The following is a 15185-nucleotide window of genomic DNA, read 5'->3' as shown; positions in this document are numbered from 1 at the left end:
CCCCGGTCAGCGGACCTTGAAGATCACGGTGCGCTGGACGACGAAGTTCACCACCGTCGCGATGCCCTGCGCGATGACGAAAGCGACCACCAGGGAGAACAGGTCGGGGATGTCGCGCTCCACGAGGAACCCGAACAGGTACTTGTACAGCTGGGTGTTCAGGATCCAGGTCAGGGCGTAGAGCACCGCCACCGCGATGAACCGGGCCCGGGAGGGCGCGGCCTGGAACGTCCAGCGCCGGTTGATGGCGTAGGCGGTGATCGTGCCGAAGATGAAGCCGATGTTGCGGGACGCGAACGGGCTCAGGCCGAAGATCATCTGGAACAGCCACGTCAGTCCGATGTCCACCACCGCGGAGATGCCTCCGGAGATGATGAACCTGACGCCCTGTGTCTTCACGTCACGGCCGTCACCGGTCTCGGCGGGGGGCAGTGGACCGGTGTACTCGTCCGCGCCGGCGGCGACCTGCGCCTCCATCTCCTCGGTGGAGACGAAGAGTCCGTCGTCCGGGTCCCCGGCAGCTGACGCGGTGGACGGGTCGGGTTGCCGCGGGTCGCGGGCGTCGGGTGCGGTGTTGTCGTCGTAGTCGGCCACGCCAGGTGATGCTACCCGCTCGACCGCGGCGGGTCAGCGCGCAGCAGATAACGGTACAGGTCCAGCCGTTCCACGGGCGGTAGGGCATCCGCACCGAACCCGCCCACCCCGGCGAGCGCGTGCAGGGACCCGGCGCACAGATCACGGGTCCGGTCGGCGGTGAGGGCACCGTCGTCATCGTCCACCCAGCCGATCTCGGCCATGGTTGCCTCGATGACGTTGTCCGCCAACCCGGCGTCGACGAGGGAGGACAGGGCGAGCACCGTGACCAGGAACGCGTCGCGGGCCTCGGGCTCCCGTTCCCGGGGAAGCCCGTCCAGAACGGTGCGCGCCTGTCCGGTGAGCTGCACCGGGCGGGCGAGGTCCAGTGCCTGGAGCAGCGGGATGAAGTCGAAGATGCGGGAACGGTTGATCAGGTCCGCGACATCCTCGTCGACCAGGGCGAGGGTGGAGGCGATGGTCTCTTTGCCGGTGAGTTCGGCGTTGATGTCCGCCGGCTCGAAGTCGACGGGCCCCGTCCCGCCGGGCCGCAGACTCCCGGAACCGCCGATGCATAGCGCGCGCGGTGTTCCCCGGTCACGGGGATAGGACTCGATGACCTCGACGAACATGCGCCACAGTCCCCAGGTGTAGATGGCGATGTCGCCCGGTCGGGAGAGAACGTCGTGGACACATCCGTCGGTCCGGAAGGTCTGGGTCCCGGAGGTGAAGGACCAGGGGGCACCGGCGCCGTGACCGTGGAACCCGAAGCAGATGCTCAGGACACGGTGGAGTTCCGTCAGGGACATCGCGTCGTTCAGGCCCACCTGTCTGTGGATCTCCCGGTCCGCGCACCACAGGGTCGCCCGGATGATGAGCGTGCGGGGCTCCCGGTTGCGGTCCGGTCCGCCTGCGGACGCACGGGCGTCGCGGCGGGGCGCGAGCTCGATGACGTTTCCACGGGCTGGATCGGTGGGCATGGCCCCCAGCGTAGCCAGCTGAAGCGGTCCGTGCCGTCGAGGTAGAGGACCGCCTATCCTGTCGCGGGGGCCCGGCCGGGACGGCGTCAGCCCAACGGCAGGGGCCGGACGTCCGGGCCGAAGGTCTCCTTCAGGTGGGCGCGACTCCGGCGCTGGGATTCGACCGCGAACCACTGTTCCACCAGTTCACCCGCGGCCTGTGCCGTGCACCATGCGGCGCGGGCGATCTCCTCACCGTGGAATGCTGCGCCGCTGTCGGGCCCGTCGTCGGGCAACGTGACGGCCGGCAGCCGGGGAACGGTGAGGTGGGGATTCTCCTCGTGCGCCTTTTTCGCGGCGGCGCGGATCTCGTCTGCGGCACGGGTGAGGGCGGCGTGGATCGCGGCGAGTGTCGTCGTTCCGGCGCGGCTGTCGGCACCGGCCACGGTGTCCGGGTCGGTGTCGCCGACGGCCAGCACTACGGTGCCACGCAGGAGTGACTCGAGGACGGACGCGGGGTCGACGGACCCGGTTCCCGGCGTCCCGGCGTCCGCCCCCTCCGGATCCGGTTCCGAATCGGGCGTACCACCGTCGGTGGGGGTCTCCCCGACGATCCAGGCCCCGCTGTAGCGGCCGGTCGCCGAGTTCGGGTCCGTCTGCACGTGCCAGACCGTGCGGAGGGTCGGGTCCGAGGCGTCGAGGACGGCGATCGTGGGGTGGTGCGCGGGATCCGCGGCGCCACCGGTGGTCGTGGTGTTCAGCGTGTCGGTCACCGCTTCATTGTCCCATCCGGTGATTCCGTGGTCTTCTCCAGTGCGCGGACCCCGAGCAGGACCGGCACGGTGCACACCCCGAGCACCGTGTGGGGCCGGGTGACGCCCCGGGAACGGAGCCAACCGACGAGTACTCGTGTGATGCGGGCGTCCACGTAGAAACTCGTGCCGAGGAGAGCGAGTCCGATGACGAGCACAGTCGGGTGGACCGGGCGGGGAGCGTCGCCCCGCATTTCGACGGGTGTGCCCCCACCGCCGTCGGGTTCCTTCACCGGGGCGCGGGGCACGGTGTCGGTGAGCGCTGCGGTGGTTGCCCCGGCTGCGGCGACGACCACGACGTCGACGCCCCAGCGGATCAGTAGGTGGTAGATGTGGTCGGGCATCGCGGTGACGACGCCACCCGCGACGGCGAGTGGCAGATCGGCGACGATCCCGGCCCGCGATTCTGTGCGTGGTGCTGCCATGCCCCGCAGCCTACCGGGGTGGTCGGGGTACGGACGGTGGCCCGCGTTGGCTAGACTCGGGCGCATGTTCGGACTGTTCAAGGGCCAGGATCGCAACTCCGGGGAAGCACCGGGGCATATCGCCGCGGAGCGTACCCAGCTGCCGTTGAATCAGCACATGACGATGCTGATGGCGCAGGAACTACCGCTTCTGGACAGCATCGACAGGGTGCGGGTCTACGAGATCCTGCGGGAGTACGACGGACCGGAGATCACCTCCCAGGGGGAGCTACCCGCGGAGATCCGTCAGATGATGGACCTGTAGCACCCGGATCCGCCCACCGTGCCGGTCGTGCCACCCGTCACGGGACACGATCGGCCGTCGCTCTTTCCCGGTGGTTTCCCGCAGGGCCTCACGCCCACATGTGGGATTGTGGGAAATCACACGCTGATTTCTTCCTGTAAAAGCGCCCGATCGGGTCCGATTCATCCCCACCCGGCCGGTTCTGGGGGTAGCGTGGACAATCGATGACGAGCGATAAGGGCGCGTCCAGCACCGTTGCTTCGAGCGGTGCCTCCGGGGCCCTGAACACAGAAGCCAAGAAACTGACCGGCTGGGGTCGTACGGCCCCCACGACCGCCGAGGTCCTGTCCACGGAAGACCTCGACACGATCGTCAAGGCAGTGCAGCTGGTCGCCGAACAGAACGACAGCAAGCCCGCCCACCTTCGGCGTGGCGTGATCGCCCGCGGCATGGGCCGCTCCTACGGCGATCCGGCCCAGAACGCCGGTGGCCTGGTCGTCGACATGACGCCGCTGAACCGGATCCACTCCATCGATTCGGCCTCCGCCATCGTGGACGTCGACGGCGGTGTCACCCTCGACCAGCTGATGAAGGCCGCACTGCCCTACGGCCTGTGGGTACCCGTCCTCCCGGGCACCCGCCAGGTCACCATCGGCGGTGCGATCGGACCGGACATCCACGGCAAGAACCACCACTCCGCGGGGTCCTTCGGCGACCACGTCGTCTCGATGGAGCTGCTCGTGGCCGACGGCCGGATCCTCCACCTGGAACCCGAGGGCTCCGCCGATGACCCGGACGGTTCCCTGTTCTGGGCGACGGTCGGCGGCATGGGCCTGACCGGCATCATCGTCCGCGCCCGGATCAGGATGACCCGCACCGAGACCGCGTACTTCATCGCCGACGGCGACATGACCCACAGCCTCGGCGAGACGATCGAGTTCCACTCGGACGGCTCGGAGAAGAACTACACCTACTCATCCGCATGGTTCGACGCGATCTCGGCTCCACCGAAGCTCGGCCGCGCCGCGATCTCACGCGGCTCCCTGGCCACGCTCGCGCAGCTCGAGGAACTCGCGCCGAAACTTGCGAAGGATCCGCTGAAGTTCAACGCCCCGCAGCTGGTGACGGTGCCGGACATCTTCCCGTCGTTCACCATGAACAAGCTGTCCATGATCGCCGTCGGCGAGCTGTGGTGGCTGAAGTCGGGCACCTACCGCAACCAGGTACAGAACCTGACGCAGTTCTACCAGCCGCTCGACCTGATCGGTGAGTGGAACCGCGGCTACGGTCCCAAGGGCTTCCTCCAGTACCAGTTCGTCGTGCCGCGCGAGGCCGTCGAACCGTTCAAGGACATCATCCGGGACATCCAGTCCTCGGGCCACTACTCCGCACTGAACGTATTCAAGCTGTTCGGCGAGGGCAACCGTGCCCCGCTGTCCTACCCGATGCCGGGCTGGAACGTGTGCGTGGACTTCCCCATCAAACCGGGCCTGGGTCACTTCCTCGACGAACTGGACCGCCGCGTCATGGAGTTCGGTGGCCGCCTCTACCTGGCCAAGGAGTCGCGGACCTCCGCGGAGAACTTCCACAGTATGTACCCGCAGATGCAGTCCTGGCTGGACACCCGAAACGCGATCGACCCGAACGGGGTCTTCGCGTCGGATCTGTCCCGCCGCCTCGAGCTGCACTAGACCGACCCCCACACGACAACGATCAGGAAGTAGAACACGACATGCTCAATGCTGTGGGCAAGGCCCAGAACATCCTGCTGCTCGGCGGCACCTCGGAGATCGGCGTCGCCATCGCCTCCGAGTTCCTCGCCGCCGGCCCAGCCGCGGTCACCCTCGCCGCGCGGGAGAACTCCCCGCACCTCGAGGAGGCGAAGGCGCAGCTCGAACGCGCCGGAGCCAGCGAGATCCGCGTCATCGACTTCGACGCGACCGACTTCGACGGCCATCCCGCCGTCATCGAGGAAGCGTTCTCCGAAGGTGACGTCGACATCGCCATCGTCGCCTTCGGCACCCTCGGTGACAACGAGGAACTGTGGCGGAACCAGGCCAAGGCCGTCGACGCCGCCCAGGTCAACTACACCGGTGCCGTCTCCGTCGGCGTGCTGCTCGGCCAGCGTTTCGAGGCGCAGGGCCACGGCACGATCGTCGCACTGAGCTCCGTCGCCGGAATGAAGGTGCGGCGCTCCAACTTCGTCTACGGTTCCACCAAGGCCGGATTCGACGGTTTCTACAGCCAGCTCGGCGAAGCTCTGCGTGGCTCCGGGGCGAAGGTGCTCGTGGTCCGCCCCGGCCAGGTCCGGACCCGGATGAGCGCGGACGTCGAGGAGGCTCCACTCACCGTGGACCGCTCGCAGGTCGCCGAAGCGGTCGTCTCGGCGGTCGATGCCGGCAAGGACACCGTCTGGGTCCACCCGCTGTTCAGGTACGTGATGATGGTGTTCAACCACATCCCGCGGGCGATCTTCCGCAAGCTCCCGTTCTGACCCGCTCGACGCCTCCCGCACCGGGTCCGTGACCGCCGTGTCCGGGCCGGGTGTGGGAGACTTGGACACATGACACACGCGACGGATGGCTTCACTGCCGTACCCGCCCGGACGACACGCAAAAGGGTGTTCTTCGGCCCGACCGCCCCGGCGGGGGGCGCGGACTTCACCTCGGATGCCCTCGGAGGTCGGGCCACCGTCCTCGCGATCGCCGCGGCCGGCATCGGCGGCGGCACACTGACGCTGATCTGCTGGTTCATCCTGAAGATGACCAGTCTCCCCGCGTTCGGCGGTTCCCTGGTCTCCAGGGCCCTGTCCACCGCCGGTACCGTGGTGGTCCTCCTGCTGGTGATCAGCCTCATCTTCCTGTGGCTGCGCGACGAGCACCATGACCGCCGGCGCCGCGGATCGGAGACCGACGGGGTCCGGTCCCTCGCCCGGGGGCCGGGTGCCGCAATCGCCCCGGAAACCACCCGGGATGCCGCGGAGGAATCCGATCCCCCCGTGGCCGAGTTCCCCGACAGCGAACGCCTGACCCCCACGCGACCCCGGTGGCGCGTGTGGCTGACCTACGTGGTCTGCTATCTGTCTCCCGCGGCACTCGTGGTCACCGCACTCGCGCTCCCACTGTCCGCGACCCGCCTCTACCTCGACGGCATCACCGTCGACCAGGGGTTCCGCACCCAGTTCCTCACCCGGTTGACCGACTCACCGGCGCTGAGCGACATGAACTACATCGACATGCCCTCCTACTATCCGGGGGCCTGGTTCTGGTTCGGTGGTCGCTTCGCCAACCTGCTCGGAATGGCGGGCTGGGCGGCGTTCCAGCCCTGGGCCCTGGTGTCCCTGGCCGCCGCCGCGTCGATGGTGGTTCCCACCTGGCAGCGTCTCAGCGGATCACTCTCCGTAGCCACGGGCATCGGGCTGACCAGCATCTGCCTCGTCCTCGTGGTCTCCCCGGAGGAACCGTACGCGGCGATCGTCGCCCTAGGCGTTCCCGCCGCCACCGTCCTGGTACGCCGTGCGCTCGACGGGAGTCGGCTCGCGATGGCCGGGATGATCATCTACCTCGGTGCCTCGGCATCGATCTACACCCTCTACACGGCGGTCATCGCGCTGTCCGTGGTCACCGTCTCAGGTGTGTTCGCAGCGGTCGTCGACCGGTCCTGGCTCCCGCTGCTGCGCATGGTCCTCATCGGTGTCTGCTCCATGGCCATCGCATCGGTGGTGTGGGGGCCGTACCTGCTCGCGATCATCAGCGGCGAGCCGCACTCCGGCGCGACGGCGATGCACTACCTGCCGTACAACGGCACCCAGGTCCCGATGCCGATGCTCTCCTTCTCCGCGGCCGGGGCCCTCTGCCTGCTGGGCATGATCTTCCTCGTCGTCCGGGCGGTGGACCGCGATGTCCGTTCCATGGGCATATCACTGGTCGTGTTCTACGGCTGGATCGTGGCGTCGATGATCGCGACCCTCGCCGGAAACACCCTGCTCGGGTTCCGGATGGATGCCGTCGTCACCCTGCAACTGGCCACCGCGGGTGTCTTCGCCATAGCGGAGATCCGGCTGCTGGGGCCGGACGCCCTCTATCCCCACCAAATCTCGGCGCGCACGGGACGCAACGTCACGCTCGTCATGGTGACGCTGCTGCTCATCGCGGGTGTCGCGTACGCGCAGACGATCCCGCAACGCAACCACAACGCCATCGACCTGGCGTACACCGACACCGACGGTGACGGGGTCCGCGCGGACCTCTACCCGCCGGACTCGGGTGTCTGGTACGGGGAGATCGATGAACTGATCCGCGGCAGGGGCAACATCCCCCGTGACACCGTCGTCCTCACCGACGAACACAACTTCATGTCCTACCACCCCTACCGGGGTTTCCAGGCCTTCACCAGCCACTACGCCAATCCGCTCGGTGAGTTCGATCTCCGCAACCGGGAGATCGAACAGTGGGCGACCGCCTCGTGGAACGTGCTCGCCGAGCCGCGGGATTTCATCGCCGCGCTCGAGGATTCCCCCTTCACCCCGCCCGACGTATTCATCCTGCGGGGTGACGCCGGGGACCGGCAGGAAGGCTGGAAGTACGACATCGCCGAGGACATCTACCCCAACAACCCGAACGTCCGGTTCCGTGGCGTCTGGTTCAACCCCGCATCGTTCACCGGGGACGGCTCCCCCTGGGACGTCGAACAGGTGGGTCCCTTCGTGGTGGTGACCCGCAGCCGATGAAACCCGGGGAAAGCTCTGACGTAGAATCATCTGCTGTGTCAGCAACAGCCGTTAATACCCCGCCCACCGCGTCGAGACGGTTGCTCAACCTCGCCATAGTCAGTGGTGTCCTGGGTTTCCTCATGTTCGTGCTCACGCCGTTCATGCCGGTCTCCCAGACCCAGTCCTCCTTCGACTGGCCACAGAACGACTCCCTGAACAGCGTCAACGCGCCGTTGATCAGCTATGTGCCCCAGTCAGTCGACATCGACATCCCGGTGTCCGCACTCACGGAACTGCGCGAGAACCAGTCGACCGTCCTCGGCACCCTGCCCGCCGACAGTGAGGACGCGACCACGCGCGGACTGTTCGTCCGACTCACCCCCACGGGTCTCGACGTCATCGTCCGCAACCAGGTTCCCTTCGAACTCGACACCGAACAGCTCGAGGCACTCCCCCGGGATGCCGTGCTCCACGTCTCCTCCACGGAGGAGGAGACGACGGTCCGGATCAACGGTGCCCGAGGCCCGGACGGTGAGGAGTACAGCGGTACCGTCACCGGTGACCAGCGGCCCCAGCTGACCGGCATCTACACGGAGCTGAACGGCGACGGGACCGCAGCCCGTGGACTCATCGATCAGGGCCTGTCGGCCCACATCGAGATCAACTCCCGCTTCACCTCCGCGCCGAGCGCCCTGAAGTACGTCACGATGTTCTCGGGCCTGGTGCTGCTCGCGGTCGCGCTGTGGACGCTGCACCGGATGGACATTCTCGACGGTCGTCGGGCCCGGCGTTTCCTGCCCGTCGGCTGGTTCCGCCCGAGGCTCCTCGACGGAATCGTCGGGGGTGTGCTCGTCTGGTGGTACATCTTCGGTGCCAACACGTCGGATGACGGGTACCTGCTCACCATGGCGCGGGTGTCGGACCACTCCGGCTACATGGCGAACTACTACCGCTGGTTCGGGGTACCCGAATCGCCGTTCGGTGCCCCCTACTACGACCTGCTCGGCCTCATGGCGCAGGTCTCCACCGCCTCGGTGTGGATGCGCCTGCCGGAGCTCATCGCGGGCCTGCTGACGTGGATGATCATCACCCGCGAGGTCCTTCCCCGCCTGGGATCCAAGATCAACAACCGCCGGGTCGCACACTGGACCGCGGCGTTCTCCTTCCTGGGCTTCTGGATGGTCTACAACAACGGCCTGCGCCCCGAGCCGGTCATCGCCGTCGGCGCCCTGTTGACCTGGGTGTCCATCGAGCGGGCCATCGCCACCTCCAGGCTGCTGCCCGCAGCCGTCGCCGTGATCATCGCGACGGTGTGCCTCGGCGCCGGCCCCACCGGCCTCATGGCCGTCGCGGCGCTGCTCGCCGGGCTCTCCGGGATGATCCGCATCGGCCTGCGCAGGATGCCGCTTCTCGGCGCGGGACCGGGTAGCCCGAGAAGCGCTTCACTCCATGCCGCCGCCGCGATGATGGCGCCGTTCCTGGCTGCCGGGACCGCGATCCTGCTCGCCGTGTTCGGTGACCAGACCCTCGGAACCGTCCTCGAGTCCATCCGGGTGCGCTCCGCCAAGGGCCCGTCACTGAACTGGTACGACGAATGGGTGCGCTACGAGACCCTCATGCAGCAGACAGTCGACGGGTCCTTCGCCCGCCGCTTCGCCGTGCTCATGCTCTTCGTCTGCCTCGCCCTGGTGCTGGCGAGTGTGCTGCGCAACGGTCGTGTCCCCGGCTCCGCCAAGGGCCCGTCGATGCGCCTGATGCTCGTGTTCTTCGGAACGATGTTCTTCATGATGTTCACCCCGACGAAGTGGACCCACCACTTCGGCGTGTACGCCGGTATCGGGGCGGCGTTGGCTGCACTGGCCGCGATCGCGGTGTCGAACATGGCACTGAAGAGCGCCCGCTCCCGCACCCTGTTCATCGGCGCGATCCTCTTCCTTCTCGCGTTCGCGCTGTCGGGGACGAACGGCTGGTGGTACGTCTCCAGCTACGGTGTCCCGTGGTTCGACAAGACGATCCAGTACCGGCACATCGAGGCGTCCACGGTGATGCTGTTCATCGCGCTCGCCGTGCTCGCACTCGGCGCGGTGCAGTCCTTCGTCTCGGACGTCGCCACCGCCCGCGCCGCGGCCGAGGGCCGGGCCGAGCAGTACGCGGCGGAGAAGCAGCGTCGTCTGCGCCGTTTCGACGGCCTGGCGGCCTCCCCGCTCGCGGTCGTCTCCGCCCTCGTCGTCGTGTTCTCGATGCTGTCCCTCGGCAAGGGCTTCGTCGCCCAGTACCCGGCCTACTCGATCGGACTCGGAAACCTCCGCTCCCTCACGGGCAACAGCTGCGCACTGGCGAACGACGCCCTGATCGAATCGGACACGAACGACAGCTTCCTCACCCCCGTCGACGGGACGCCGCTCGGCGAGTCCCTGGAGAGCGAGGACAACCGCGGTTTCGACGCGAACAACGTCCCGCCGTCGATCAACTCCGCGGGCGTCGACACCGCCGCAGCGGGAGCCGGCTCCATCGCCGGCGCCACCGACGAGGACACCGCCTCCGGTGACACGGGTGGCCAGGACTCCGGTTCGGGTGGCGGTATCCGCGGCGACGTGGGCGTCAACGGATCCGTCGCGCAGCTCCCGTTCGGGATCGACTACCGCGAGGTACCTGTCCTCGGCTCCTACACCGCCGGCCCGCAGTTCCCCGCCGAGGTCACCACTTCCTGGTACGAACTCCCGGAGCGCCGTCCGGACGCACCGCTGCTGGTGGTGTCCGCGGCCGGCCGGATCGAACACAACGACATCAACGGGGTCCGTCAGGACGGGCAACGCCTCGTCATCGAGTACGGCACCCGTGGCCCGGGTGGTGAGGTCACCGACGTCAACAAGATCGAGCCCCTCGACATCGGTCCGGCTCCCGGCTGGCGGAACCTGCGTGTTCCGCTCGATCAGCTTCCGCCCGAGGTCAACGTCGTCCGAATCGTCGCCGCAGACACGAGTCTGGACCCGGATCAGTGGCTCGCCGTCACGCCGCCCCGGGTCCCGACACTGCGCTCGCTGAACGACGTCGTCGGTTCCGCCGACCCCACACTGCTCGACTGGTCGGTGTCGCTGCAGTTCCCCTGCCAGCGTCCGTTCGACCACTGGGCGGGAGTCGCCGAGACCCCGCTCTGGCGGATCTCCCCGGACCACGGCGGCAAGGTGACGCTCTCCCCGTGGCAGGACTACAACGGTGGCGGTGTCATGGGCGTCGCCGAGGCCGTCAACAAGGCCACCGAGCTGCCCAGCTACCTCAAGGACGACTGGCACCGCGACTGGGGCTCCCTGGAGTCCTACGAGCTGCGCACCGATTCCCGCGGTGAGGCCCCCGTCGATGCGGTGATCGACTACCGCACGGTGCAGCGTTCCGGTTTCTGGAATCCGGGCAAGATGAAGATCGACGACTGACCGGAGTCTCCGGGAAAGGCCCCCTCCGCAGAGCGAACAGCTGCGGAGGGGGCCTTTCCGTCGTCCGGGCCCCGACAGTGGCTGGTGGGGGTCCCGGTGCACAGCCGCCGGGAACCGGGACTTTTGCTCCTGCCTCCGGCCGGTGCCAATGGTGCCCCTCGCGCTCCTTCTCCGCGTCACCACCGGGTCCGGCCCGTCCCGGGGGTCCCGGCGTCCTGCGTCACAGCCCGCCATCCGGGGTCTCACGACGTACCGGATACGGACCGTGGGCCCGATCCGTGCCCGCAACCCAGCCGGAACGCGGTGGCACGGTGCAACAGGTAAAACAGAGAAGCTCGGGGCTCCCCCCCCCCCCGCAGCCACCGCCTCCGGGCGGGACCGGCGACACCCACTCGGGGTCCATTCGGGGTTCGCAACGGGCGCCGTACTTCGACCGACCGCGGACGAGACACGGAAAGGCCGACGGGCGGCACCCGGATCTGTCTCGGGTGCCGCCCGTCGGCGGTGCGCTGCGGGCCGGTGATCAGCCGATCTGCTCGGCGAAGTGCTGGGCGTTCTCCAGCAGGATGAGGAGATCGCCGATCGTGTATTCACCCGTCTGGAGCATCGTCTGGAGATCGGGGACGGGCAGGTCACCGCTCGCGATGAGACCACGGACCCGGTCGACGAGCTCGGTGGCGGGGCCGAGGTCGATGCCCTGGCTCTGGGCGACCGCGACGAGGGCACCGATGGCGAGGGCTCCGGCAGCGACGGCGAGGATCGCGCCGACGAGTTCCCGGTTGTTGTTGCCCAGCGCCTCGAGCTCGGCGACCCGGCCGCCGATGGCGTCGAGATCGATGCCGGCGGTGAGTACCTCACCGAGGTTGACGTCGATGCCGGCGCTGAAGTCGTTGAGCTGCTGCTCGCTGCCGTTGAACAGATTGACGTCGGAGACGGTGACCATACCGGGCACGACACCGTTGTCGGCGCGCTGCCAGAAGGTCATGTGGTTCCATCCACCGGGGATGTCACTCGGCGGCCGGTTCTCGTAGGCGGCGAGCCACAGCGGATAGTCGCTGAACTCGCTGGTGTTCGCCATATTCTCCTGCCAGAAGTACCGGTAGGTGTAGATGATCGGTTTGCGGCCGGTGAGTCGCTCGATCTCGGTGACGAACTCGCGTACCCAGGCGCTGAGCTGGGCCGGTCCGAGATTCTCCGCATACTCGATGTCGAGTACCGGAGGCAGGGAGGGCTGCGGCTGCGTCGCCAGTGCCGCGGCGTACTCGGCGGCCTGCGCCGTGGCGGAGGAGTTGGGGCGGGCCATGTGGTAGCTGCCGATCAGCATGCCCGCGTTCTGGGCCTGCTTGGAGTCGGCGACGAAGAAGGGGTTGACGTAGCCGATGCCCTCGGTTGCCTTGACGAAGGCGAACCGGTGGCCGGAAGCGGAGACCTCGCGCCAGTTGATGGCGGCGCCTCCGGGGTGCTGCCAGCTGGCGACGTCGACGCCCTGGGGCGAGGAGATGCTGAACGCGGCGGCTTTCGGGGCGCCCAGCAGAGCGGCGACCAGCGCGAGCGCGGTCATGAGTGCGGTGGCGGGAATGATGACGGCGCGGTGGTGCGTCGCGCGCACGGCAGCGCGATCGTGCGTGAAAAAGTCCATGGACGTAAATCTACAGCAAAATTCACACGAGTCACACCTTTAACTCCTGCAACACGCACACCGGGGTGTCGGTTCCGTCACTTCCGGGGCCGGTTCTCGCCCCGGGGCCGGACGTCACCTGTCCCCAGTACGGCGAAGCCACCCTGCTCGAGCTGGCGCACCGAAACCACCGGCCGATCGAGCAGGACATACCCCGCGTCCGTCCGAGCGGACCGCCACGCACGGACCACCACCCAGATGAACAACGGGTAGATGACGAGAGCGATGGCCCCCATGGACACGATGCTCACCCTCAGGTCGTCGTGCATGATGTTCCAGCAGAAGTGCGCGGTGAACGCCACACAAACCCACAGCAACCCGGTACCGAGCCGCCACAGATGACCGCGATGAGCGGTGAACACCGCCACACCCAGTCCCCAACCGGCCATACCGGTGAACAGGACGTGCAGGAACGGGCCGGCGACCATCCGCAACCCCCACATCCCCAGCATCCCGTCCATGTCACTGACCGGGTCATACAGTGCACCCATCACCGCGTACCCGGCGTTCTCGACGACCTCGAACCCGATGCCGACGAGAACCCCGGTGACGAAGCCGTGCCAGGGTCGGACGAGCCGGCGGAAACTGAACAGGATGATCAGTACCCCCAGGGTCTTGACCGTCTCCTCCGGATAGGCGCCTCCCCAGGACGCCTCGAAGTGGTCGAGTCCGAGCCTCGCGGGAAGATCCAGGGATGCCGAGGCCAGCGGGAAAACGAGCAGCGGGGACACCGTGGCCCCCCACAGCAGTGCCGCCACCACATAGCCTGCCCCGGCGCGGGGCCACAACGGACTGAACCGGATCACCAGCAGAACAACCGAGAGTTCCAGCACCGCAAGCAACACACTCAGCCCCATGACACCCATCGAAGGCAGCTCACCGTCCGTGGCCGCACCGGCGACCAGCGCCACCACCAGAGCCAGACATCCCCCGACGAGCCCGATGCCGTTCAGAACCCACAAAGAACCCCGCAGGAACCTGTTCACACCCGCACCTCCGAAGTCAGTCGAGACGGCAGATCCAGCTCGGTGACATCACGCTCACCGTTGTTCCGGATCTGCGGCCGGACGAGTTCCGTGAAGTCGTCGCCCCGCTCACCGTGGACCGCGACGACCAGCAGTTCCCCCTCGTGATCCCCGGAACCCGACAACGCCAGGCCCGTGAACTGTTCTTCCCGCACTCGTTCCCCGGATGGCGCGGTTCGCTCCGGGTGGTGCAGTTCGAGGAGGTCACCGTCCCGCGTGACCTCGAGGTCCATTCCCCGGGACACACCCATCGCGCGCAGCATCCGGCGTGCGGCGAGGTCCGGATCCGGGACATCCTTCGCCACCAGGGACCTGACGCTGGTACCGGCACAGTCCCAGCCACCCTCCAGCATCGCGTCCGGGGACGACTCACACATGACGGGTTCGCCGTCGGCGTACCGCAGTGGGATCTGCCAGCCACCGCCGACGGAGTCACCGAGGACCACCTCGTCCGCGGACCGCGAACTCGCGGGCAGTCGACCCATGACAAAAAGCGGTACCGATACAACCAGTATCAGTACCCCGATCAACTGCATGACATGCGAAGCCCGGAACTGGGGTTTCAGACGGTAGCGTCCCATGCCCGACGACGCTACCAGGCGACCCGACACCCATCCGGCCCCGGAACGCGCCGTACATCCGACTCCCCGATTGACACCGCCGGGTTGTACCGCGCGGTCATCGTTCCGGACTTCGTGGCATCCACGAGCTGTTGACGTACCTCTCGAACGACATCCCCGGTGTTTTTTTCTCCGCTGACGGAGGTGACCTGGATCCGTCCGCTCTCTCCACCGGTCCCGGCAACACCATCCCGACACTCGGGGTGTCCGGATCATCGGGTTCCGGCGGCCGGATGATCCCGTCAGGGCGGCTGGAGATGAGTTCCGACCCCATCGACATTGAGCGCCCGGAGCATCCGCCCGGCCGCGTGATCCGGGGCGCCGTCACCGTCCAGCGCCAGGGAGCTGACGGAGATACCGTCGAAAGCTCAACATGTGCGCGGGCGGTTGCTCCCCTCGACCCGGCGGAGCACCGGGTCGGAGCCGTTCACCGTCACCGGAACGCCCCACTGGTCATCGGGCGTGTCGCCGAGGACGAGCTGGGACCGGTCATCCTCACCCTCCCCCGGATGTGCCAGGACGGTGGTGGCCGCCGCGGGTGTCCCCGCCGCAGCCAGAACCCCCACCGCCACCAGAAGCGCGTGCTCGGGGGTTTGGTGCGGCCTGCTCCGGTACACAATCGCGAGCACTGTCGCTACCTGTTGCCGGTGGCACGGATCTGGAAGCCC

The 15185-nt window shown here is 67.7% G+C and carries 13 protein-coding genes; 5 read left to right on the top strand and 8 right to left on the bottom strand.

Going from position 1 to position 15185, the window contains the following annotated elements; translation table 11 throughout:
* Positions 1 to 6 precede the first annotated feature (6 nt).
* The 4 genes from JDV75_RS08700 to JDV75_RS08685 form a co-directional block, all read right to left on the bottom strand.
* Positions 7 to 477, bottom strand: coding sequence for a GtrA family protein (locus JDV75_RS08700; RefSeq protein WP_198739097.1), 471 nt, complete (start codon positions 475 to 477; stop codon positions 7 to 9).
* Between the two features lie 128 nt (positions 478 to 605).
* Positions 606 to 1553 (bottom strand): hypothetical protein, encoded by a 948-nt coding sequence (locus JDV75_RS08695; RefSeq protein ID WP_198738865.1) that lies wholly within the window; start codon positions 1551 to 1553, stop codon positions 606 to 608.
* Between the two features lie 86 nt (positions 1554 to 1639).
* Complete coding sequence (locus tag JDV75_RS08690; RefSeq protein ID WP_198738864.1) at positions 1640 to 2305, bottom strand: hypothetical protein; 666 nt, start codon at positions 2303 to 2305, stop codon at positions 1640 to 1642.
* A complete protein-coding gene (locus tag JDV75_RS08685) occupies positions 2302 to 2769 on the bottom strand; it encodes a hypothetical protein (RefSeq protein ID WP_198738863.1) in 468 nt (155 codons plus the stop codon). Before JDV75_RS08685 ends, JDV75_RS08690 begins: the two co-directional genes overlap by 4 nt.
* Positions 2770 to 2833: 64 nt before the next feature.
* Between JDV75_RS08685 and JDV75_RS08680 the strand changes: the two genes are divergently transcribed.
* The 5 genes from JDV75_RS08680 to JDV75_RS08660 all read left to right on the top strand — a co-directional run bounded on the left by JDV75_RS08680 (position 2834) and on the right by JDV75_RS08660 (position 11194).
* The gene (locus JDV75_RS08680) at positions 2834 to 3073 is read left to right on the top strand and encodes a hypothetical protein (RefSeq protein ID WP_198738862.1); all 240 of its coding nucleotides are present in this window, start codon (positions 2834 to 2836) and stop codon (positions 3071 to 3073) included.
* Between the two features lie 203 nt (positions 3074 to 3276).
* A complete protein-coding gene (locus JDV75_RS08675; RefSeq protein ID WP_198738861.1) occupies positions 3277 to 4743 on the top strand; it encodes an FAD-binding oxidoreductase in 1467 nt (488 codons plus the stop codon).
* A gap of 41 nt (positions 4744 to 4784) precedes the next feature.
* Complete coding sequence (locus JDV75_RS08670; RefSeq protein ID WP_198738860.1) at positions 4785 to 5546, top strand: decaprenylphospho-beta-D-erythro-pentofuranosid-2-ulose 2-reductase; 762 nt, start codon at positions 4785 to 4787, stop codon at positions 5544 to 5546.
* A 69-nt stretch (positions 5547 to 5615) separates the two neighbouring features.
* Complete coding sequence (locus JDV75_RS08665) at positions 5616 to 7781, top strand: galactan 5-O-arabinofuranosyltransferase (protein WP_198738859.1); 2166 nt, start codon at positions 5616 to 5618, stop codon at positions 7779 to 7781.
* Entirely contained in the window at positions 7778 to 11194 is a 3417-nt protein-coding gene (locus JDV75_RS08660; RefSeq protein WP_198738858.1) for an arabinosyltransferase domain-containing protein, read from the top strand. Before JDV75_RS08665 ends, JDV75_RS08660 begins: the two co-directional genes overlap by 4 nt.
* Positions 11195 to 11717: 523 nt before the next feature.
* Here the strand turns inward: JDV75_RS08660 and JDV75_RS08655 are convergent.
* From JDV75_RS08655 to JDV75_RS08640, 4 genes are all read right to left on the bottom strand, one after another.
* Complete coding sequence (locus JDV75_RS08655; RefSeq protein ID WP_232958376.1) at positions 11718 to 12833, bottom strand: GH25 family lysozyme; 1116 nt, start codon at positions 12831 to 12833, stop codon at positions 11718 to 11720.
* A 77-nt stretch (positions 12834 to 12910) separates the two neighbouring features.
* A complete protein-coding gene (locus JDV75_RS08650) occupies positions 12911 to 13834 on the bottom strand; it encodes a PrsW family intramembrane metalloprotease (RefSeq protein ID WP_198738857.1) in 924 nt (307 codons plus the stop codon).
* 20 nt (positions 13835 to 13854) lie between these two features.
* A complete protein-coding gene (locus tag JDV75_RS08645; protein WP_198738856.1) occupies positions 13855 to 14478 on the bottom strand; it encodes a hypothetical protein in 624 nt (207 codons plus the stop codon).
* Positions 14479 to 14885: 407 nt separating this feature from the next.
* The gene (locus JDV75_RS08640; protein ID WP_198738855.1) at positions 14886 to 15146 is read right to left on the bottom strand and encodes a hypothetical protein; all 261 of its coding nucleotides are present in this window, start codon (positions 15144 to 15146) and stop codon (positions 14886 to 14888) included.
* Positions 15147 to 15185 lie beyond the last annotated feature (39 nt).

The organism is Corynebacterium meridianum (genome assembly GCF_016342265.1).
Taxonomy (GTDB): Bacteria; Actinomycetota; Actinomycetes; order Mycobacteriales; family Mycobacteriaceae; genus Corynebacterium; species Corynebacterium meridianum.
The sequence above is the reverse complement of the archived record's forward strand: the minus strand, read 5'-3'. Positions and strand labels throughout refer to the sequence as shown.